14 protein-coding genes are annotated in these 22,715 nt (G+C 64.7%); 11 read left to right on the top strand and 3 right to left on the bottom strand.

Translation table 11 applies throughout. The features are described from left to right. Positions 1-186 precede the first annotated feature (186 nt). Entirely contained in the window at positions 187-2,385 is a 2,199-nt protein-coding gene (locus tag KIH73_RS01985) for an alpha-galactosidase (RefSeq protein WP_219080020.1), read from the top strand. A gap of 221 nt (positions 2,386-2,606) precedes the next feature. On the opposite strand, the gene KIH73_RS01980 is transcribed toward KIH73_RS01985, so the two are convergent. Further along, positions 2,607-3,779: an ROK family protein gene (locus tag KIH73_RS01980; protein WP_219080193.1), complete on the bottom strand. Its 1,173-nt coding sequence runs from the start codon at positions 3,777-3,779 to the stop codon at positions 2,607-2,609. A gap of 250 nt (positions 3,780-4,029) precedes the next feature. Between KIH73_RS01980 and KIH73_RS01975 the strand changes: the two genes are divergently transcribed. Genes KIH73_RS01975 through KIH73_RS01965 form a run of 3 tightly spaced genes read left to right on the top strand, consistent with a single transcriptional unit; the run spans position 4,030 to position 7,124 of the window. Then, complete coding sequence (locus KIH73_RS01975; protein WP_219080018.1) at positions 4,030-5,334, top strand: ABC transporter substrate-binding protein; 1,305 nt, start codon at positions 4,030-4,032, stop codon at positions 5,332-5,334. A gap of 9 nt (positions 5,335-5,343) precedes the next feature. Continuing rightward, positions 5,344-6,243, top strand: coding sequence for a carbohydrate ABC transporter permease (locus KIH73_RS01970; protein WP_219080016.1), 900 nt, complete (start codon positions 5,344-5,346; stop codon positions 6,241-6,243). Further along, positions 6,243-7,124, top strand: coding sequence for a carbohydrate ABC transporter permease (locus KIH73_RS01965; RefSeq protein ID WP_219080014.1), 882 nt, complete (start codon positions 6,243-6,245; stop codon positions 7,122-7,124). The genes KIH73_RS01970 and KIH73_RS01965 overlap by 1 nt, the downstream gene beginning before the upstream one ends. 692 nt (positions 7,125-7,816) lie before the next feature. Here KIH73_RS01965 and KIH73_RS01960 read toward each other — a convergent pair. Further along, a complete protein-coding gene (locus KIH73_RS01960) occupies positions 7,817-8,839 on the bottom strand; it encodes a LacI family DNA-binding transcriptional regulator (protein WP_219080012.1) in 1,023 nt (340 codons plus the stop codon). Between the two features lie 324 nt (positions 8,840-9,163). On the opposite strand from KIH73_RS01960, the gene KIH73_RS01955 reads away from it, so the two are divergent. The 7 genes from KIH73_RS01955 (at position 9,164) to ilvA (ending at position 20,581) form a co-directional block, all read left to right on the top strand. Then, on the top strand, positions 9,164-10,648 hold the full coding sequence (locus KIH73_RS01955; RefSeq protein ID WP_219080010.1) for an extracellular solute-binding protein: 1,485 nt from the start codon (positions 9,164-9,166) through the stop codon (positions 10,646-10,648). Positions 10,649-10,737: 89 nt separating this feature from the next. Further along, complete coding sequence (locus KIH73_RS01950; protein ID WP_219080008.1) at positions 10,738-11,631, top strand: carbohydrate ABC transporter permease; 894 nt, start codon at positions 10,738-10,740, stop codon at positions 11,629-11,631. Further along, the gene (locus KIH73_RS01945; RefSeq protein WP_219080006.1) at positions 11,628-12,458 is read left to right on the top strand and encodes a carbohydrate ABC transporter permease; all 831 of its coding nucleotides are present in this window, start codon (positions 11,628-11,630) and stop codon (positions 12,456-12,458) included. The genes KIH73_RS01950 and KIH73_RS01945 overlap by 4 nt, the downstream gene beginning before the upstream one ends. A gap of 11 nt (positions 12,459-12,469) precedes the next feature. Beyond that, positions 12,470-14,245, top strand: coding sequence for an alpha-glucosidase (locus KIH73_RS01940; RefSeq protein WP_219080004.1), 1,776 nt, complete (start codon positions 12,470-12,472; stop codon positions 14,243-14,245). Positions 14,246-14,595: 350 nt separating this feature from the next. Beyond that, the gene (locus tag KIH73_RS01935; protein ID WP_219080002.1) at positions 14,596-16,959 is read left to right on the top strand and encodes a Sip1-related alpha-galactosidase; all 2,364 of its coding nucleotides are present in this window, start codon (positions 14,596-14,598) and stop codon (positions 16,957-16,959) included. A 352-nt stretch (positions 16,960-17,311) separates the two neighbouring features. Then, positions 17,312-19,132, top strand: coding sequence for an alpha-glucosidase (locus KIH73_RS01930; protein WP_219080000.1), 1,821 nt, complete (start codon positions 17,312-17,314; stop codon positions 19,130-19,132). A gap of 183 nt (positions 19,133-19,315) precedes the next feature. Beyond that, complete coding sequence (ilvA, locus tag KIH73_RS01925) at positions 19,316-20,581, top strand: threonine ammonia-lyase (protein WP_219079998.1); 1,266 nt, start codon at positions 19,316-19,318, stop codon at positions 20,579-20,581. A gap of 835 nt (positions 20,582-21,416) precedes the next feature. On the opposite strand, the gene KIH73_RS01920 is transcribed toward ilvA, so the two are convergent. Then, complete coding sequence (locus KIH73_RS01920; protein WP_219079996.1) at positions 21,417-22,181, bottom strand: SIR2 family NAD-dependent protein deacylase; 765 nt, start codon at positions 22,179-22,181, stop codon at positions 21,417-21,419. Positions 22,182-22,715: the final 534 nt, after the last annotated feature.

Genomic DNA, 22,715 nt, shown 5'->3' with positions numbered 1-22,715 from the left:
AGCCGCGCCCGTCGCGCGGACAACGCCAGTGTATACCGCGCGTGTCGCCGCGACGGGGGCGCCTCCGCAGGTCGGACGGCATTTCTTTCCGTAACCGGGAACACTCCGGTTCAGGTCAAGGAAAGGCCGCCGCCGTACCATCGAACTATCGGTATCGAACCGTTTTGCCAAGAAAGAGGTTGTGCGATGACGCGCATTGCAACATTCCAGGGTTCCGCATCCGACGGGACCGCACTTTCCGCCGTATATCTCGAGCAGGCGCCGGCGAACGTCGCATGCGCGCTGGTGTTCCCCGGCGACGGGCTGCCCCGGCTGACGCACTGGGGCAGGCCGCTCGCGGCGCCGGAGACGGTGCTGTCGACGGCCGACGCGTACCGCCCGCAGCGCGTCTCCGGCGCGCTCGACGACACCCCGTGGCCGAGCGTGCTGCCGACCCAGTCGGAGAGCTGGACGGGCGAGCCGCGGCTGAGCCTGCGCCGCGACGGCGTCGAGCTGTTCTGCCGGTTCGCGGTCACCGACGTCGCCACGGAGGACGGCGACCGGCCCCGCGTCGTCGTGGCCGCGCAGGACGCCGAACTGCAGGTCGGCCTGGTGTGGACCGCCGAACTCGACCCCTCCGGCCTGCTGCGCGTGCGCGCCGAGGTGCGCAACCTGGGCGACGGCGAGCTCGAGGTCGGCCGCGTGGAGCTCGGCTTCTCCGTCCCGGCCTGGGCGCGCGAGGTCATGACCACGGCCGGCCACCACCTGCGCGAGCGCTCCCCGCAGCGCCAGGCCCTGAACGTCGGCCGGTTCGAGAAGGTCTCCGTCGTCGGCCGCCCCGACTTCGACGCCTCGCTGCTGCTGTCCGCGGGCGCGCCGGGATTCGGCTTCGAGCACGGCGAGGTGTACTCGGTCCATGTGGGCTGGAGCGGCAACAGCATGCTGTCCGCCGAGCGCGCGGTGTACACGCAGGGCGTCATCGGCGGCGGCGAGTACCTGTTCGGCGGCGAGATCGCGCTGGCCCACGGCGAATCCTACGAGACCCCGTGGGTGTACGGCTCGTACGGCGACGGCCTGAACGAGGTGGCCTCGCGCTTCCACGCCTACCTGCGCTCCCGCCACCCGAACATCGCGGCCAAGCCGCGCCCGGTGATCCTCAACACCTGGGAGGCGGTGTACTTCGGGCACGACTACGACACGCTGACCGCGCTCGCCGACAAGGCCGTGGAAAGCGGCGTCGAGCGCTTCGTCGTCGACGACGGCTGGTTCGGCTCCCGCCGCGACGACACCTCCGGCCTGGGCGACTGGTGGATCGCGCCGGAGGTCTGGCCGCAGGGGCCGAAGAGCCTCAAGGCGCTCGCCGACTACGTGCACGGCAAGGGCATGGAGTTCGGCCTGTGGTTCGAGCCCGAGATGGTGAACCCCGACTCCGAGATGTTCCGCGCCCACCCCGACTGGACGCTGCGGCCCACCGCGACCCGCCTGCCGATGCAGGGGCGCTCGCAGCAGGTCGTCGACCTGACCAACCCCGAGGCGTACGACTACGTCTACGGCTGCATGGACCGGCTGATCGACGAGCTGGGCATCGACTACATCAAGTGGGACCACAACCGATTGGTGACCGAGGCCGTGTCGCCGCGCACCGGCCGGCCCGCGGTGCACGAGCAGACGCTCGCCGTCTACCGGATCTTCCGCGGGCTCAAGGACGCGCATCCGGGGCTGGAGATCGAAAGCTGCTCGTCCGGCGGCGGCCGCGTGGACGTCGGCATCCTGGAGATCGCCGACCGCATCTGGGCGTCCGACTGCGTCGACCCGGTGGAGCGCGCCGACATCCAGCGGTACACCTCGCTGCTGGTGCCGCCCGAGATGATCGGCGAGCACGTGGGCGCCTCGCCCGCGCACTCGACCCACCGCGACACCAGCCAGGAGCTGCGCATGTGCATGGCGTTCTTCGGGCATATGGGCATCGAATGGAACCTGCTCAAGGAGCCGCAGGCGGACATCGACAAGCTCGGCCGCTGGGTCGCCGAGTTCAAGCGCCACCGCGCCGACTTCGCGACGGGTGCGGTCGTGCACGGCGACGAGGGCGATCCGGCCGTGCGTCTGGACGGCGTCGTCAGCGCCGACGGACGGCGCGCGGTGTACCGCTTCACGCAGCTGACCACGTCGATGACGTACCCGGCCGGTCCGGTGCGCCTGCCCGGACTCGACCCGGAGGCGACGTACCGCGTTCGGCCGCTGGGCGTGAACCTGGAGCTGGGGTGGTCCGGGAACGGCCAGAGCCCGCTCGGCTGGTGGACCGAGGACGGCGTGGCGATGACCGGCCGCGCGCTGGAGACCTACGGCATCCGCCCGCCGGCGCTGCATCCGGCGCAGGCCGTCCTTTTTGAAGCCGTCAAGGAATGACGGACGGCCTGTGCCGGATGCCTTCGCAGCCTTGGCGGTTACGCGCTGTCGCGCGTACTTCGCAGCCTTGGCGGCTGCGCACCTCGGCTACGAGCGCCCCACTGGGCCGTTCGTTTGACGCCTCGGCACTTCGCCTGCGGGAAGTCCACTGGACTTCCCGCTTGGCGGCTCAGCCGGCGCAGGCCGTGCTGTTCGGGGCGGTAAAGGAATAGGGGAGCGGCCTACTGCCGTTCGAGATGCTGGATGAGCACGCGGCTGGCCGCGGCCTTGGCCCACAGCGCCCAGTCGTGCTCGACGATCTCGAACGGCACGGGGGCGCTCTGGCTGTGCCGGTACGTGGCGATGCCGTCGCGGATCGAGGTCGTGCCGAGCTGCGCGATGAACGCCGACTCCCCGGCGATCATCACCTTGTCCGGCATCGCGAGGTTGGCCACGGTCGCGATGAACACGCCGAGCCGGAAGCAGGTGCGGTCGACCAGACGGGTCGCCTGCGGCCGTCCGGCGAGGGCGTCGCGCCGGAAGTCGTCGAAGGTGACGGCCTGTCCGATCTGCCGTGAGTACTCCTCGGCGATGGCGTTGTTCGTCAGGCACTGCGAGCAGCCGAGGTGGCCGGAGGTGCAGCGCGGCCCCTCCGGGTCGACGAGGATGTGCCCGGCCAGGCCGTAGGTCTTGTCCGGGTAGTCCAGCGGTTCGCCGTGGAACGCCAGCGAATACCCGATGCCGGTGCCGATCGTCAGCACCGCGAACGCGTCGTGCCCGACGCCGCCGCCGAACCAGCAGGCGTCGATGAGCAGCGAGTCGATGTCGTTGAACAGCCGGGTCGGCAGCCCGGCCTCGCGCTCGACCAGCGCGGCGAGCGGCACCGTGCCCTCCCAGTGCAGGAACGGCGCGAAGGTGATGACGGTATGGTCGAGCACGTGCCCGCCGATCGCGATGCCGATGGCGGTGGGCGCGGGCAGCCCCTGCGCGGTCAGCTCGGCGGCGCATTCGTCCGCCAGCCGCGCGATGAGCGGGGCGAGCGACTGCGGCGTCTGGCTGTCGAACTCGCGCACGTGGCTGTGCGAGACGATCCGGCTGCGCGCGTCGATGGCGACGGCGACGGCCAGATGGGTGTGGATCTTGACGCCGATGAAGGTGCGGTCCTGCGCCCGGATCGCCAGCGCCGTCTGCGGGCGGCCGCGGCGGTCGCGGGACTGTGTGCGGTCGGCGTCGCCGGCGGGCAGCTCCTCGATGACCCCGGCGTAGATCAGGTCGCTGGTGATGCGCGACAGCGCGCCCTGCGACAGCCCCAGCGACTGCGCCAGCGAGGTGCGTGAGATCGGGCCGTGTTTGAGCACGTCGGCGGCCACGCGGTGGGTGTGCTCCGAACCTTGGAACCAGCGGGGCATCGCCATGACCGGAAGGTCGCCGAATCGTGCCGTCGGCGTGAATGCGGTGTCGGATGTGGCCATGGGCGCCCCCTTGTCGGTTCGGAATCCGTCTTCAGTATAGGCGTTTTCTTGCGCACGGAAAGAAAAAACGGGAGGTTCGCCGCCGTTGCGCCGGGGACTCGCCAAAACTGGGAAACAAAACCGCGCGGTGGCAACGTTGGCCGTGGACGGGGTAACGACGCCCCGGCCGAGGATAGGAGATAAAGGAGTCGATATGCAACCTGATTTCCGCACGGAGCGGCGGGCAAGCGCGGGGCGAGGGCCGGCATGGCTGCGCCGCGCCGCCGGCGCCGCGGTCGCGCTGGCGTTGGGGGTGTCGCTCGCCGGGTGCGGTGCCGACAGCGCCGGCACGGTGACGATTGATTTCTTCCAGTACAAGACCGAGGCCAGCGACTGGTTCACGCAGAAGGCGCACGAGTTCGAGCAGACCCACCCGAACATCAGGATCACGGTGAACAACTCCCCGAACGCGGTCACCGACCTGCGCACCCGCCTGGTCAAGGATCGCGAGCCCGACGTCATCACGATCAACGGCGACATCAACTTCGGCCTGCTGGCCGAGGCCGGCGTCTTCCACGACTTCACCGACGACCCGATCGTCGACGAGCTCAACGAGGGCATGGTCGAGATCGCCCGGAACCTCGTGCAGACCGACGACCCGGACGCCAAGCGGCTGTATGCGATCCCGTACGCGGGCAACGCCTCCGGCTACATCATCAACGTCGACCTGTGGAAGTCGGTCGGTCTGGACCCGTATGACCCCCCCACCACCTGGACCGAGTTCATCGACATGCTGCAGACCTTCAAGGACGCCGGCATCACCCCGGTCGAGGCGAGCCTGGCCGACTCGTGGACGCTGCAGGCGCCGCTGTCGTCGCTGAACTCGACGCTGGTGCCGGAAAGCGAATACCAGTACCTCAAGGACGGCACCAAGACCTTCGCCGACCTGTGGCGCCCGGTGTCCGAGAAGCTCGTCGAGATCTTCCAGAACTACACGCAGGCCAACCCCTCGGTCACCTACACGCAGGCCACGCAGGACTTCGCCAACGGCAAGGCCGCGATCCTGCCGCTGGGCACCTACGCCATCCCGCAGGTGCGGCTGATCGACGAGGACATGGACCTGGTGTTCGCGCAGATGCCGGCGACCGACGACCCCGACGAGCAGAAGCTCACCGCCGGCGACGACGTGATGCTGACGATCGGCGCGCACACCGAGCACTACGACGAGGCGCGCGAGTTCGTCGACTTCCTGATGGAGGAGTCGACGATCGAGGACTACTGCGACAACCAGTCCGCGTTCGGCCCGCTCAAGGAGACCTACGTGGGCGAGCCCGCGCTGGAGAACGTGCTGCCGTTCTTCGCGGAGAACCGCATCACCGACTTCTGCGACCACTACGTGCCGGCGAGCATCAACACCGGCGGTTTCCTGCAGACCCTGGTGACCAGCGGCGACGTCGGCCGGTTCCTCGACTCGATGCAGACCGAATACGACAAAGTCCAGGCCCGTAACTTCAGGTAGGAGGCAGACATGGCAAACGCAAGGAAAAAGAAGGTGAGCCGGTTCTCCACCCGCAAGGTCGACCCGGCGTTCTACTGGATGACCGTCCCGGCGGCGATCCTCGTGTGCATCTTCCTGTACTGGCCGTTCCTGCAGGGCGCGTTCTACTCGCTGACCAACTCGCAGGGCTACGGCAGCTGGGACTTCATCGGGCTGAAGAACTACATCGCGATGTTCTCCGACAGCCGCGTGGGCCACGCCTACCTGTTCACGATCGTCATGGCGGTGATCATCACGATCGCGCAGAACTTCCTGGGCCTGTTCCTCGCGGTGCTGCTCAATTCGCGCATCGCGTTCAAGAACGGCTTCCGCGCGATCTACTTCATCCCGTACACGCTGGGCGTGCTGGTCATCGGCTACGTGTTCAAGTACATCTTCATGGTGCCGCTGCCGGCGCTCGGCCAGGCGCTCGGCATCGACTGGCTGTCCACGTCGATGCTGACCAACCCCGACCTGGCGTGGTTCCCGATCGTGTTCCTGTCGGTCTGGCAGGGCGTGGCGTATTCGACGCTGCTGTACCTGGCCGGCCTGCAGACCATCGACACCGAGGTCTACGAGGCCGCCGAGATCGACGGCGTGAACGCCTGGCAGATGTTCTGGCGGATCACGTTCCCGCTGATCGGCCCGTTCTTCACGATCAACATGGTGCTCAGCCTCAAGGGCGCGCTGGGCATGTTCGACCAGGTGGTCGCCCTGACCGGCGGCGGACCCGACTCCAAGACCGAAACGGTCTCGTACCTCATCTTCTCGAACGGCCTCGGCAACGGCGAGTACGCCTACCAGATGGCGAACGCCGTGACGTTCTTCATCGTCCTGGCCGTTCTGGCATTCGTTCAGCTGAAGTTCTTCAGCAGCAAGGAGCAGATCTGATGACCAGTGCAACCAAGTCGGCCGCGACCCGCAGGCCGCGCAGGTCCGGCAAGAAGGAGGGCTTCCGCAAGGACCACCGGATCAACTGGTGGCTCACCGCGGTCGTGGCCGTGTTCTCGCTGACCATCCTCGTCCCGCTGTACTTCACGATCGTCACCGCGCTCAAGACCCCGGCGGAGGCGGGCACGTTCAGCCTGCCGACGACGTGGGAGTGGCACAACTTCGTCGACGCGTGGAACTACATCGACTATCCGAAGGCGGCGCTCAACTCGGCGATCATCACCGTGGTCGCGGTGTGCCTGACGCTGCTGACGAACACCTTCGTCGCGTACGCGGTCGCCCGGAACATGGACAAGAGGTTCTTCCGCTTCCTGTACTACTTCTTCCTGGCGATGATGTTCGTGCCGTTCACGGTCATCATGCTGCCGATCGCGCACGAGATGGGCTCGCTGCACCTGGACAACCAGCTCGGCCTGATGCTGCTGTACACCATCCTCGGCCTGGGCTCGAACCTGTTCATCGCGATCGGGTTCATCCGCTCGATCCCGGTGTCGCTGGAGGAGGCCGCCCGCGTGGACGGCGCCGGCACCTGGCGCATCTTCTGGACGATCATCTTCCCGCTGATGGGGCCGATCAACTCGACGATCGCGATCATCACGGTGCTGTGGGCGTGGAACGACTTCCTGCTGCCGCTGATCACGCTGACCGACCAGAGCAACCAGACGATCCCGCTGGCGCAGTACGTCTTCCAGAGCCAGTTCACCTCGAACTACCCGATGGCCTTCGCGTCGTACCTGATGGCGATGGCCCCCGTGCTCATCGTCTACGTCTTCGCCCAGAAGTGGGTCATCTCCGGCGTGATGCGCGGCGCGGTCAAGTAGCGGCGCGATGCGCGGGACCGGAACCGTCGGATCGGTGAGTCCCAGTCGCACAATGTGTCCGTCCGGGACCGGTCCGGCAGTTCGGTCCGGTCATTCCCCAACGCGCACAATGTGTCCGTCGGAATTGGCCTGAGGGGCCGGATTCCGGTCCCTCGGCACCGTACAATGTGTCCGTCGGCGATTGATCCGTCTGGGTGAACCGCGGACGGCCCATGTCCATTCGTGTCCGAAGCAGCGGAGGGGTGCGGTTTCCCCCGATGACCCGCTCCGGACGCCCAACGGTCCCTTTCCCGTTGGTTTCCTCCATCGGCCCGGCGGCAACGCCGGGCCTTTTCCGTCGTCCGCCGGCGGGTGGCTGCCGCCGGCGTCGGTAAAGGCGTTTTAGCAGCCGCTGCTGTGCTACCGAACCGACACTGGCCCGATCCCAGTGTCGGTTCGGTAGCACAGCGCACCGTGAAATTCCGGCGAAACCGACGCCGAAGGAGGTGCGGTCCGGTCGGTCGGGGTGTTTCGATCGGCTGGGACGGTTCGGGCAGCCGGGATGTCCCAAGCAGCCGGCGCAGCCTGACCTCTCGACGTGACTCGGTCCGCCACCTGACTCGCCGGCCCGACCAGCATGCGGTTCGGATGCCGATTGACGGTCCGCCGAGTCGGACCCGCGGCCGCGTCCGCCGGCGCGGCCCGCCCGTCGTCTACCGGTCCGCCGGCGCCGGACCCGCGGTCGCGCCGGGCTCGAGCGCGGTGGGCACGACCGTGTGCGTCTCGTCGAGCGTCCCGCCGTCGATCAGCGTCAGCGCGCGCTGAGCGGCGAGCCGGCCGATCTGCCGCGCCGGCTGGGTCATCGTGCTCAGGTTGGCGGTCGTGGCGGCGTCCGAGCCGTCGAAGCCGAACACGGAGATGTCCTGCGGCACGCGGATGCCCAGCGACCGCAGGTCGTTGAGGATGATGACCGCCAGCTGGTCGGACCACACGCACAGCGCGGTCGGCCGTTCGGGCAGCGCGAGGATCGAGGCCACGGTCTGCCGGATGGACCGCCGGTCGGTCATGTCGACGAAGTACATGCCGCAGTCGTGCAGGCCGAGCTCGGTGACCTCGTCCTGGTAGCCGCGGGTACGGGCGTCGAAGCCCCAGTCGTTGCCGGTGAGCGGGTCGACGCGCCCGACGTAGCACAGCCTGCGGTGGCCGAGCGTGGCGAGGTAGCGGACCACGGAGGCCTCCGACCCCTCGTCGTCGATGGCGATCGACGCCTGGCAGTAGGTCAGGTCCGAGGCGTTGACCGAGACGATCGGCATGTTCATGCGCATCAGCGCCTGCTTCTCGTCGTCGTTGACGGAGAAGCCCGTGGCGATGAGCGCGTCGGCGTTGCGGTTCGCGGGCAGCTTGGTGAAGAACCCGGAGCGCTCCTCGCCGCTGCCGATGCGGTAGATGGTCAGGTCGTAGCCGGCGGGGGCGAGGACGTCGACCAGGCCCTCCATGAGCTCGCCGATGAACCAGCCGCTGACGCGCTCGCGGGAGAGCAGCGCGACGCGGTTCGTGCGCCCGCTCGCCAGGCTGGCGGCGGAGCGCGAGGCGGTGTAGTTGAGCTCCTCGGCGGCCTTGAGCACCTTGGCCCGGGTCGCGGCCGCGACGTGCTCCTTGCCGCGCAGCGCGCGGGAGACGGTGAACGTGGAGACGCCGGCGGCACGCGCCACGTCGTCGATGGTCGCTCTCTGCATGGTCATCCCTTCCTTGAAGGCACCCTAACGATGCCGTGCCACCGATTATACCGTTGCTTTGTGCAATGACACTAAGCGCTGAGATAATGCTGTGCTATCAAACCGCGTCCTATGACACATTGTGTGACAGGAGGAGGTGGATGGGTGAGTGTGCAACCCCTCAATAAACCGGTTCGACACGCCGTGGCCCCCCTGTGCCTAAGCGCTGAGTTGACAATCTGACTTGAGTGTTCCTATAGTTACGCATAAGCGCTTAGCAAAACAGCTTGGCGTGGTGCCGAAGAAGACACCGTGGGATGATCCGCGAGAGAAAAGGAAACCAAGATGAGTATTTCGTCAAAAGCAAAGAAAGCAATAGCCGGAGGGGCGGCGATTGCGTGTCTGTTGTCGGTGGCTGCGTGCAGCTCTTCGTCGTCTGATGCCAATTCGTTATACATTTTCAACGGGAAAAGCGAGATTGGCGCTGCGCTCGAACAGCTTGCGCAGGACTACCAGGATGAAACCGGAGTGCAGGTAAAAGTGTTTTCGGCTGGTTCCGGACAGAACGTCACCGAAATCATGAACACGGAAATGACCTCTCAGGATCCACCTGTGATTTGGGCGACCACGGATCTGCTTTCGTGGGGGCCGTCCGGCGGGGATTTCATCGAGGACCTGTCGCAGACGCAGAATCAGGAGCTGAAGCAACTGCTTGATGAGATTCCGGATTCGGCGCGTATCACGGGGCCGGACGATGAGACCTTTGCCATCCCGATCACGCTTGAGGGATATGGCTATATCGTCAACACCAATATGCTCCGTGATTTGTTCAATCTCGATGACGCCGCGCAACTGGTGGAGGATCTGCGGAAATGCTCTTATGACGATTTCCGTTCCTTCACCGATGCGGTGGATGACTTTATCAAGGGGCAGTCGTCCACCGTCACTGTGAACGGGCATGAGTACACCACCGCCGCTCAGAAGACCGATCTGACCGGCAGCCTGACCGGAGTTTTCGTCGAAGCTGGCGCCGAGACGTGGACTTATGCGAATCATATGATCAATCTCCCCCTTAATACGGTGTATTCCACCTTCTCCGACGCCGTGTACGGCGATGCCGACCGTATCGAGGATGCCAAGAGCGCCATCGTCAAAGAGATGGAAGTCGTGGAATACAACACGTCGCACGCGGCCGGTGAGGATGGACCGAACCCGCGCGGTTCCAGCTTCGTCGACTCCACCACCGGTTCGTATGACTATTCGCTTCAGTTGTTCGCCGACAACAAGGGGCTGTTCTATAAGCAGGGCAGTTGGATCTATCCGAACCTGAAGAAGATCGGCGCGTCGAATCTTGAGACGCTCGACATCATTCCCATCAAGATGCCGTTCGAGCAAAGCGATATCAAGGTGGAAGGGCGTACTCCAGAAACGTTCAACACCACGATCCCGGTGATGCCCAGCTACTGGATGATCAACAAGCAGGCGGGCGAACAGCAGAAGAAGAATGCAGAGGACTTTATCGTCTGGTTGTATTCTTCCGAACGAGGCAAGCAGTTCCTCAATGATGAATGTGGTTTCATCGTCTATAACGATCTTGACATGAGGAATGAAAATATTCTGAACGATGCCGTGCGCTATTACCTTGACCAGGGCGACACCCTGAGCAATCCGTTTGACGCGGCTCCGGGAAGCTGGCTGGTCGATGTCGGTGACGACATGAAACAGCAGTACATGGTGCAGGCTGAATGGGATCCTTCGACATATGCGCAGTTTGCGGACAAGGAAATCGCGCATTGGAAGGAACTGAAGGCGAGCCTGACCGGCGAGTGATTCGACGATGATCGTTGGGCGATCGGCGCCGCGCGGACCGGACGGAGAGCCGGTCGCCCTGCGATCTTGTTGGTATTGGAAGTCTAGCTATGAATAAGTTCTATAAGAAATGGTTTTTCCCATTTGTCATCCCCGCGATTGTTTTGTTCGGCATCGTGGTGTTGGTGCCGTTCATCATCGGCGTGATTAACTCGTTCTCGGCATGGCGTGGTGTGTACTACAAAGGCGGGTCCAATGCATTCGAGGCATGGGTCGGTCTGAAGAACTACGTGAACGCCATCCAGGATGAGGATTTTCAACATGCGCTGGGGTATACGATCGTGTTTACGATCGTTGCGGTGATTGCGGTGAATATCGTTGCGCTCGCCCAGGCTTTGCTGATTAATTCAATCGGACATGCCATCGGTCTGTTCCGTGCGACGTTCTTCCTGCCGAACCTGCTTGGTGGTTTGGCGATGGGATACATCTGGCTGTTCATTTACGAGAATATTTTTTCGAAGTTGCTATTCGGGCCGGACGGGCTTATTCCGATCGACCTGCTATGCAATATGACGCAAGATCGGTGGAAGAACATCATAGCCATGCTGATCATCACGGTCTGGCAGCAGTCCGGATACATGATGCTGATCTACACCACAGGTCTGGCCAACATTTCGCGCGACTACTACGAGGCCGCGCAGATCGATGGCGCGAATGCGGTACAGCGTTTCTTCTACGTGACCGTTCCGATGCTGATGCCCAGTTTCACCATCGTGTTCTTCATGACGTTGTCCGGTTGCTTCAAGATGTTGGATCCCAATGTGGCGTTGACCAATGGCGAGTTCGATACAAGGATGCTTGCGCTGCAGGTCATGCGAGTGCCGGCGGACACCAGTAACAACTATGGCCTGGCTCAGGCCGAAGCGGTGCTGTTCTTCCTGATGGTGGCCGCCGTGTCGGTCACGCAGGTCGTGCTCACCAAGCGCAAGGAGATTGAAGCATGAGCAGGAAGTTTCCAAAAGTCATCATTTACGCGGTACTCATCATCGGAGCGCTGGTCACGCTCTTTCCGATTGTCTTTCTGCTGATTAATTCGATGAAATCGCAGACGGAGATCGTCAAGACTCCGTTGGCATTGCCCAAAGGGCTGAATCTTCAGTACATCGCCGCAGCCATTGAGAAAATCGACCTGGTCCCATCGTTCTTGGTGACGCTATTGATCACGGTCGTCGGAGTGCTGCTGATTGTGGTCATATCCTCTGCGGTGGCATGGATGATGGTTCGTTATAAGGGCAAGGCTTCGACCGTGCTGTTGCTCTGCTTCACCGCTTCGATGCTGATTCCATTCCAAGCGTTGATGTATCCGTTGATTTCAGAGTTCGACAAAATGGGACTTAAGAATGTTCCCGGACTGATCATCATGTATGCCGGCTTCGGTCTGTCCATGTCGGTGTTCCTGTACCACGGATTCATCAAGTCGATTCCGAAATCCCTCGAAGAGGCGGCCATCGTGGATGGGGCCAACGTGTTTCAGGTCTATACGCGCGTGATCATGCCATTACTGAAGCCGACGACCGCCACGGTCGCGATTCTTAACGGCATGTGGCTGTGGAACGACTTCATGCTGCCATTCCTCGTTATCGGCAACAAGCCGCTGAAAACGTTGACGCTATCGGTGTACTTCGCCAAAGCTGAGAACGGCCAGTATGGCAATGCTTGGGATTTGGTGTTCCCCGCCGTGCTCGTTAGCATCGTGCCAATCATCGTCATCTTCCTGATTCTGCAGAAGCAGATCATGAAGGGCGTGACGGCTGGCGCCGTCAAGGAGTAGGGAGATGCGACATGCGTAAGACGGATGTTCAGACGGCTTCTGACAGGGAGATTATGATGCAGACATGTGTTCGGGCGGAAGGTCGAGATCTGTCGGAGTGCGGGAACGATAGCTCGGGAATGGCGGATGCGCAATGGTGGCGATCTTCGGTTGTGTACCAGATATATCCCAAAAGCTTCGCCGACAGTGACGGCGACGGCGTGGGGGATCTACGCGGCGTGATCGGTAAATTGGATTATCTGCAATGGCTTGGCGTGAACGTGATTTGGCTTTCCCCGTTTTTCGTCTCGCCGATGGTGGATAACGGTTACGATATCGCGGACTATTATCATGTGGATCCGTTATTCGGTACCAATGAGGATTTCGACGAATTGGTGCGTCAGGCGCATGCTCGAGGTATTCGGGTCCTGTGCGATTTGGTGATCAACCATTGTTCCGATCAGCATGAGTGGTTCAAAAAAGCGTGCAACGATCCTTTTAGCGACGAACATGGGTATTTCATCATCCGGCATAAGAATCAGCTGAACAACTGGCGCTCCGTATTCGGTGGCTCCGTGTGGGAGCCGATGCCGGGCAACCCTGATGAATACTATATGCACGTCTTCGCCAAGGAACAGCCGGATTTGAATTGGGAGAATCCCCGGCTGCGCCATGAGCTGTACCGAATGATCAACTACTGGCTGGACCATGGGGTCGACGGATTCCGGGTTGATGCGATTACCTATATCAAGAAGGATCAGCGTTTTGAGAGCTTCCCGGCTGACGGCCCCGATGGCTTGGTCGGTGTCGCTGTGGGCAGCAGCAACCAGCCCGGCATCGGTGCGTTCCTCACCGAGATGCGTCAGGAGGTTTTTGATCGGCGAGGCTGCCTGACTGTCGCGGAGGCCAGCGATGTGCCTTACGAGCAGTTGCGTGATTATGCGGGGCCTGATGGATTTTTTTCGATGATATTCGAATTCCACTATCAAGATCCGTATGTGGACCCCGACAATCTTGCATGGTATGCGGTGCGTCCGTGGAGCGTCGAGGAATGGAAAGCGCTTGTTTTCAAAGCGCAGAGAGAACAGCAGCGGCTGGGGGTGTGGTCGCCGACCCATCTGGAATGCCATGATTCGGCGCGGTCCATCAGCCGACTGCTGCCGGAGGCGACATATGAGAGCGTCACGATGCTGGCCACGCTGTTCTTCCTTCTGCGTGGTACGCCGTTTATCTATCAAGGACAGGAACTGGGCATGGGCAATGCGACAATCGATGACATCGATCAATTCGATGATGTCTTCACCCATGATCAGTACCGCGTCGCGCTGGAGGCGGGATTAAGCGAGCAGGATGCATTTCGTGTTGTCTCATTCCGCAGCCGTGATAATGCCCGTACGCCGATGCAGTGGACTCCGGGCGAGCACGCGGGCTTTACGGAAGGGCAACCGTGGCTTCCGATCAATCGCGATTGGCAGAAAACGAATGTTGAAGTCGAGAGCGACGATGATACGTCGGTGTTGTGGTATTACAAACGCTTGATTGCATTACGGATGGATCCGCGGTGGAGCTCAAGCCTGTCCGAAGGGCTATGTACGCCGGTGTTCGAACAGAAGGAGAACGTGGTGGCCTACGATCGAGTAGGCGCTGATGGCAGCGTTGTGCGGGTGCTCTGCAATTTCCAGCACGAGTCCGTCTCCGTATCGTTGGACGACAAGATACGGGTGCTGCTGTCCAATGTCGGGCGTGAAGGAACGTTATCCGGAGACACCCTGATGTTGGAGCCATACGAGGCGATAGTCCTAGCCTGAGGCGATCTGTATCGTTCAGACGGATCGGTGTCCCGAAGCATCGGAGATGCTGAGATTCGCTGCCTGACGTGGTGTCGTCGTGAACAGATGATGGCTTTGCTGATTGCAACTGGCGCATCATCCTGGGCCGGTAGCCGTATCTTCGCTAATGGGGTGAGGCTACCGGCATTTTCAATGCCGAATGTTTCGAGTGTCTCGATGAGTTGGCTGATGTGCGGGTGGCAATTGCCGACTTGAGGAGATGCCGTTGGGGGGAACGGTGTTCCTGCGGCATTTTGTTATGCTGCATCGTGCAGGTATTGCATATCATGCAGTGATGGTTGTCGGTCATGAGAGTGAAGGAGACCGTTATGCCTTTGTCCCTGCCTGTAGACCATACGACAGGTTTTGCTGTATCGTCCGATGCCGCCGCCGCGCCGCTGTCCGCGCGCGGCGTGCGCGCCTTCGTCCGCTCCGGTCTGCGCGGCCTCGCCGGCCGCGCCGCCGCACCCATGCCGTTGCCCCTGCCGGACGATGCGCTGTCCGTCGTCGCCGAGAACGACCGGGTGTGGCGCATCGACGCGAACGTCGCGCTCCCGCAGCCGCAGGACCGCGGCGCGCGCTTCCAGGAGCAGGACACGCTCGACCCGGACCGCGGCCTCGACGCGGCGCTCGGCTTCGCCGGCCGCGCCGCCGGGCCGTTCCTGTGCCTATACCAGCACAAGGAGTGGTGGATGCGCCCCGCGTGGTGCGATACGTTGGCTCAGGTGCCGGAACGCACGCAGATGATGCTGTGGCGCGACGGCGAGGCGTGGGCCGCGCTGGTCGCCGTCAGCGGCGACGACGCCCGCGCCGACCTGTACGGCGTCGGCGGCGCGCATGGCGAAGCGGCCGATCCGTGTGATGACTCCGCCGACTCGCACGGAACCGTCGATCCGTGCGGTGCCGCCGGTTCACAAGGTGCCGCCGATCTGCGGGACACTGCTGATCCGCACGGTACCGCCAACGAAACGTCCACCTCGGACGTGGGGGCCGGAGTATCTCCGGCGTCGGCCGGATCGGCGGCCTCGAAGCCGGAGACCTGCGGCGCGGCGACCCACGGCTCGCCGGCCGATCGTACGCCCGGCCTGCATATCGCGCTGTCCTCGAACCGGTCCGGCCGCACCGCGCTCGCCGACGTGGCCGCGTACATGGCGCTCGCCGGCACCCCGTCCGACGCCGTCCGCGCCTGCGTCGAGGCCGCGGCCGCGCGGCTCGGCGTCGCCACGGTCGAGGACCGCCCGCTGCCCGGGGCGCTGTCCGGATTCGGCTGGTGCACCTGGGATTCGCTCGGCCGCGACGTGAGCGAGGCCGCCATCGTCGAGAAGATGGAGGAGTTCCGGGCCAAGGGCATCCCGGTGTCGTGGGTCATGATCGACGACGGCTGGTCGCGCACCGACCGCGACGCCGAGACCCTGATCGGCTTCGACGCCGACCCCGAGCGCTTCCCGCACGGTCTGGCGCACACCGCCGCGCTGCTGCGCGAGCGGTACGGCGTGCGGCACGTGGGCGTCTGGGCGGCGTTCCAGGGCTACTGGAGCGGCCTGGAGCCGGGCGGCCCGGCCGCGGGCATGGTCGCCGACCACCTGACGGCGACCTCGAACGGATGCCTGATCCCCGCGCCGGGCCGTCGCCAGGCCGGCATGTTCTGGGGCACGTGGCTGTCGCTGCTGCGCGGCGCCGGCATCGACTGCATCAAGATCGACTCGCAAAGCTCCACCTCGGTGATGACCCGTGGCGTCGAGAGCTACGGCGAGGCGACGATCGGCCGCCACGCCGCGCTTGACCGGATGGCCGCGAGCGAGATGGGCGGCGCGCTGATCAACTGCATGGGCATGGCCCCGGAGGACTACTGGCACCGGCCGTCGTCGGCGGTGACGCGCACCAGCGACGACTTCCTGCCGCACGACCCGTCGTCGCTGGCCGAGCACCTGATGCAGAACGCCTACTGCTCGCTGCTGATGGGGGAGCTGTACCGCTGCGACTGGGACATGTTCTGGAGCGAACACCCGCATGCGCGCACCCACGCGCTGATGCGCGCGCTCAGCGGCGGGCCGGTGTACTGTTCGGACGCCGCCGGACGCAGCGACCCGGCGGTGCTGACGCCGCTGATGCTGGCCGACGGCAGCGTGCTGCGCCCCGACCGCGCCGCCGTGCCCGTGGGCGGCGCGCTGCTTGCCGACCCGACGCGCTCGGATCGCGCGTGGTGCGTCGCGGCGCCCAGCGGCGACTGGACGGTGTCGGCGTACGTAGGTTTGCTCGCCGACGGTGTGCAGACCGCCGAGATCAGCGCAGGCCCCGACGGCGGCTGGCTGATCGACTGGGATGAACGTTCGGCCCGTCTGCTGGCGGCCGGCGAGACGTTTTCCGTGAAGCTCGCGTACGGCGAGACGCGGCTGTGCTACGTGCATGAGGCGGCACGGCGGAGCGGACGAGCGGACGGCGTCGTGCCGATCGGTCTGATCGATAAGTACCTGGCGCCCGCCTGCATCGAGGAGATCCGTGAGACCCGTGATGCGCGGGGCGCCGTCGAGTCGGTTGACGTCACGTTGTCCGAGTCGGGCACGTTCGCGTTCCTCGACCCCGACGGCCGCTGCACGCGTGTGCTGTGCGACGACGCGCCCGCCGAGGTGGGGCGCCGCGGCGCGCTGTGCCTGGTCGGGTGCGCCGGCCGTCGGGTTCGTCTGATGAGCTAGGCGTGTGGCACCCGCCACCCCGGGCTGTATGCGTATGCATATGCGATGCCTCGCAAGCATGTGAATAACGTGTATACAAGCCGGCTCATACGGGTTCGAGCGTGGTTCCTCGACTTGAAACGCGGGAATTGACGGGCCATTCAAGTTGGTGGATACTTGGGTGAGCGATGCCGTCGACGGTGCATGAAAGCGTCTGCAATCCAGCCGTCCGACCGGTGTCACGCCCCTTGGGGGCCGACCGATAACCATGAACGACACCGCCGTCGGCCGTGACGGCGGACGTGGTCCGGCACCGTGCATGGATCTGCGGTGGCACGCCGCATGGCATCACGTCCGGCGGAAAGGAAGAGCCATGACCACCGAACAGCGAACCGCGTTGCCCGACGGTGTCCGCACGAACGGCGCGACGCCGAACCCGTGGTGGGCGAACGCCGTCGTCTACCAGATCTACCCGCGCAGCTTCCAGGACTCCGACGGCGACGGCATGGGCGACATCAAGGGCATCACCTCGCGCCTGGACTACCTCGCCGACCTCGGGGTGGACGTGCTGTGGCTGTCGCCGGTGTTCAGGTCCCCGCAGGACGACAACGGCTACGACATCGCCGACTACCAGGACATCGACCCGATGTTCGGCACGCTCGCCGACATGGACGAGCTGCTCGCCGAGGCGCACAAGCGCGGCCTGAAGATCATCATGGACCTCGTCGTGAACCACACCTCCGACGAGCACGCGTGGTTCCAGGCCTCGCGCGACAAGGACGACCCGCACGCCGACTGGTACATCTGGCGTCCCGCCCGCCCGGGCCACGAGCCCGGCACCCCGGGCGCGGAGCCGAACTGCTGGGGCTCGTACTTCGGCGGCTCGGCCTGGCAGTACGACGAACAGCGCGGCGAGTACTTCCTGCACCAGTACTCGAAGAAGCAGCCGGACCTGAACTGGGAGAACCCGGCGGTGCGCCATGCGGTGTACGACATGATGAACTGGTGGATGGACCGCGGCATCGACGGCTTCCGCATGGACGTCATCACCCAGATTTCCAAGACCTACGACGCCAACGGCAAGCTGCCCGGCGAGGACGGCTCGCTGATCGAGGACAACCCGGTCGGCGAGGAGGGCTATTCGTCGCCGTTCCCGTTCTGCTCGGACGGCCCGCGCGTCGACGAGTATCTGGCCGAGATGCGCCGCGAGGTGTTCGCCGGGCGCGAGGGCTTCATCACCGTCGGCGAGGCCCCGGGCGTCGACGCCGCGCGCAACGGCGTGATCACCGACCCGAGGAATGGCGAGCTCGACATGCTGTTCGTGTTCACCCACATGGACGTCGACTGCGAGAACGGCACCAAGTGGAACCCGACCCCGCTGAAGCTGACCGAGCTGAAGCGGACCCTGGGCGAGCAGCAGGCCGCGGTCGCCGAGGCCGGCTGGACCAGCCTGTTCTTCTGCAATCACGATCAGCCGCGTGTGGTCTCGCGCTGGGGCGACGACTCGAGCGAGGAGTCGCGCGCGCGTTCGGCGAAGGCGATCGGCCTGCTGCTGCACATGCACCGCGGCACCCCGTACGTCTACCAGGGCGAGGAGCTGGGCATGACCAACGCCCACTTCACCAGCCTCGACCAGTACCGCGACCTCGAAACGCTCAACGCCTACCGCCAGCGTGTGGAGGAGGCGAAGGTGCAGAGCCCCGAGTCGATGATGGACGCGTTCGCCCGCCGCAGCCGCGACAACTCGCGCACGCCGATGCAGTGGGACGCCTCGAAGTACGCCGGGTTCACCGCCGAGGACGCCGCCGAGCCGTGGATCTCGGTCAATCCGAACCATGCGACCATCAACGCGGCCGCCGAGGTGGACGACCCGCAGTCGGTGCACGCGTTCTACAAGCGGCTGATCGCCCTGCGCCACGAGGACCCGACGGTCGCCGCCGGCGACTGGACGCTGGTCGGCGCCGACGACGAGCGGGTGTACTCGTTCACCCGCACGCTCGGCGACGAGACGCTGCTGACGATCGTGAACATGTCCGGCGAACGCACCCGTCTGCCGCGCGAATGCGACGAGCTGCTCGGCGAGGGCGTGGAGTCCTCCGACATCGTCATCGCCACGTACGATCCGGAGCACGCGGTCGCCGCGCTGGCCGTCAACGAGCTGGAGCCGTGGGAGGGCATGGTCGTGCGGCTGTGACGCGGCGTCGCCGTCGCCGGCGAACCGATCGATTCGGCGGGCCGCCCTGCGCATATGCCGCAGGGCGGTCCGCCGTCGTTTCCGCCGTCCGCCGTCGTTGCGGGTCCACGGGCTTCGCCGTCCCGCATCGCGTCCATGGACGCGGACCGCGGTCTCGGCGTCCCTCCGCCTACAATACGGATTATGGAGCAGAAAGACGTTCTCAAAGCATTGCAGCGTGACCATGCCGCCGAGCTCAGGCTCGCCGCCGAGCGACTGAAGGGCACGGCGCGGCACACCGAGATGATCCCCTCGCAGGCCCTGTCGGAGATGACCGGCCACCAGGTGCTGCTCAAGCCGGAGAACCTGCAGGTCACCGGATCGTTCAAGATCCGCGGCGCCTACAACAAGATCGCCTCGCTCGGCGACGAGGAGCTGGCGCGCGGCATCGTCACCGCGTCGGCCGGCAACCATGCGCAGGGCGTCGCCTACGCCGCCCGTGAGCGCGGCGCCAAGGCCACGATCCTGATGCCGCAGATCACCCCGCCGCTCAAGGTGGACGCCACCAAGGCCTACGGCGCCGAGGTCGTGCTGCACGGCGACGTGTTCGACGAGGCCGCCGCCTACGCCGCCAGGCTCAGCGAGGAACAGGGCATGGTGTACGTGGCGCCGTTCGACGACTATGAGGTGCTGTGCGGCCAGGGCACCATCGCGATGGAGATCCTCGAGGACGTGCCGGACGTCACCGACATCGTCGTGCCGCTCGGCGGCGGCGGCCTCGGCGCCGGCGTGGCGCTGGCCGTCAAGACGTTCAAGCCCGAGGTGCGGGTGATCGGCGCGATCCCCGAAGGCTCGCCGGCGTTCAAGAACTCCTTCGCGGCCGGGCGCGTGGTGGCGGCCGACCAGGTGGTCACCTCCGCCGAGGGCGTGGCGGTGAAGCGGCCGGGCGACCTGACGTTCGCGCTGCTCAACGAGTTCCTCGACGACCTGGTCACGGTCAGCGAACGCGACATCAACGAGATGATCCTGCTCATGCTGGAGAAGCACAAGCTCGTGGTCGAGGCCGCCGGCGCGGTGTCTTTGGCCGCGCTCGAGCATCTCAACCTGCGCTCCCGCAAGTTCGCGTCCGCGCCGGGGCCGCATGTGGTGGTGCCGATCATCTCCGGCGGCAACATCGACACGGTCACGATCGGCGCGGTGATCCAGAAGGGCATGATCGCGCGCGGCCGCATCATGAACTTCGAGGTCGAGCTGCCGGACACCCCGGGCCAGCTGGTCAAGGTCGCCACGCTGCTGGCGCAGGAGCGCGCCAACGTCATCGCGCTGGACCACGACCAGTTCAAGGCGGCGGGCGTGTACACGAACGCGGTCGCGCTCGGCGTCACCGTCGAGACCAACGGCCCGGAGCACATCGACCGCATCCTCGCGGCGCTGCGCAACGCGGGGTTCGAGCCCCGGCGCATCTACTGAACCGGTTCCAGGTCCCCGGAGATCGTCGGAAGCCGTGCGTCCCAGCGTGTTGGGCGCACGGCTTTTGCGTGGAGGGCCGCCCGCACGGTGTGCCCGTCGCCTTGACAATGGTGCGGGTTTTGACATGTGGGCGTTTCCGCGACCCGAACAAACCGAGCATCTTCCGGACAGTTCAGGATGTGTGGGCTTGGCCGCCATCCTGTACCAGACCGCCATGCTGCTGCGTGCGGCTCCAGTCGCGTGGATGTTACTGCTTTGGAGCCGTGCCGATCGGCCGTCGGCGATCGATGGCGTAGAGCGTGGGCTGGATGCCGTTTTCGGAGCCGGGCCCGGGCAGCCGTTGGACGGTGTGGGCCGGCGTTTGGCCAACTGTGAGGCGCGGGGCTGGCTCTGGCCGGGCGCATTTTCACCAGATGGACGGGTTTATCGATTATGTGTAGCGGATTTGGCGGTTTGCGGACATCCAACTGCATTAGGTGAGGCGGTCTTATCGGAAGACCCCGAGTATCGATGGCGGTATTCCGCCATTCATACCGGGCAGGGCGCCGTCGGGGTGCCCCACGTAGCGCAGTTGGGTGTCTGCAAGGCGCCGAATCCGCCACAGATAATGCAGCTATGTGGCTTCGGGACGCCGTACGGACCGTCGATCGCCCGTCATCGGGACCGCGTGGCGTCATCGAGCGGTGCCGCGTCATCGGCGGTGCCGCACGAACCCGATACAGGCCGGTCTCACGTGCCGCGAGGCGTCATGTCACGTACATCTCTACGGCGTCGGTTCACGCGGCGGCGCCGCGGCACCGGCTTCGGCGGGCGCCGAGTCGTTGCCGCCGCGGCGTCAGCGCTGTGCGCCGGTCTCCGCCGCGATGGTCTCATGCACGAGCCGTGGCAGCGCGACGGCGATGTCCTCGTGGATCAGCGTGGTGGCGAGCCGGTCGTACTGCGTGCGTCCCATGTTCATGATGGTGATCGGCACGCCGGCCTGCGCCGCGACCGGCACGAGCGACGCCGCCGGGAACACCTCGAGCGTCGAGCCGATGACCCAGAACTCGTCCGCCGCGGCCACGCGCCGCATCGAGGTCTCCATGGCGCCGTCCGGCAGCATTTCGCCGAAATACACGACGTCGGTCTTGATCAGGCCGTTGCACGGCATGTTGCCGCTGTACGGCAGCCGACGGTGGCAGTGCGGGTCGGGCTCGTCGTCGAGCCGGTCCATGATGTCCGCGGTGTCGTACCGCGCGCGGCACTTCATGCAGTGCGACGTGCCGATGGTGCCGTGCAGGTTCACGACGACCTTGTCGGTGTTGCCCGCCTTCTCGTGCAGCGCGTCGAAGTTCTGGGTGGCGAGCAGCGTGAGCATGCCGGCCTGTTCGAGTTCCGCCAGCGCGCGGTGCGCGTCGCCGGGCCGCGCGTTCCACACGGGCGACTCCTTCTGCCATCGCCAGGAGTACTCGCGCGCCTCCTGGTCGGAGAGGAAGGCGTCGATGTCGTATACGTTCATCTGCTCGGGATGCTTGGTCCACACGCCTTCCGGCCCGCGGAAGTCGGGGATGCCCGCCGACGTGGAGATGCCGGCGCCGGTCAGTACTGCGATCTTCTTCATGGTTTCAGGCTACCCGCCTTCGGGTGCTCGGGCGCGGCGGGTGGATCGTATGTGGACGTCTGGGCCTGCCCCGGGAATGCGCGGTCCGTGCTTCGTCGGCATGGTGTTGGTTGGTGACACGCCGTGGTGGTGTGGTTTGTGGTGGTGGTTTGGTGGTGGTGGGGTTGGTTGTGTCGTGTTTTTGGTGGTGTGCGACACGCCGGTGGAGTGGCTTGTTTCCGGGGTTTTTGGGGTGGTGGTTTGCGTTGGGGTTGGTTTTCGTGTAAGTTATTCCCTTGCTGCCGGTCGGCGCGGGTTCCCCTCCTGGGGTGCCCGGGTTGGTTCGAGTGGTGGTGGTTTGAGAACTCAAGAGCGTGTTTGTACTACTTTTTTTGTGAGTCAATGATTGCCAGTCCGATGCCCGCCCCTTTGGGGGTCCGTTAGCGCGGTTCATGGGGTGTCGGGGTTTTTGTGTGGACGTCCTTCCTTATAGGATGTCCCGTCATTTTGTTGTGAGTCGTTTTTCGGCTTTTCGCAAGGTTTTTTGTGGAGGGT

It is taken from the genome of Bifidobacterium phasiani, from assembly GCF_019331775.1.
GTDB classification, from domain to species: Bacteria; Actinomycetota; Actinomycetes; order Actinomycetales; family Bifidobacteriaceae; genus Bifidobacterium; species Bifidobacterium phasiani.
The sequence above is the reverse complement of the archived record's forward strand: the minus strand, read 5'-3'. Positions and strand labels throughout refer to the sequence as shown.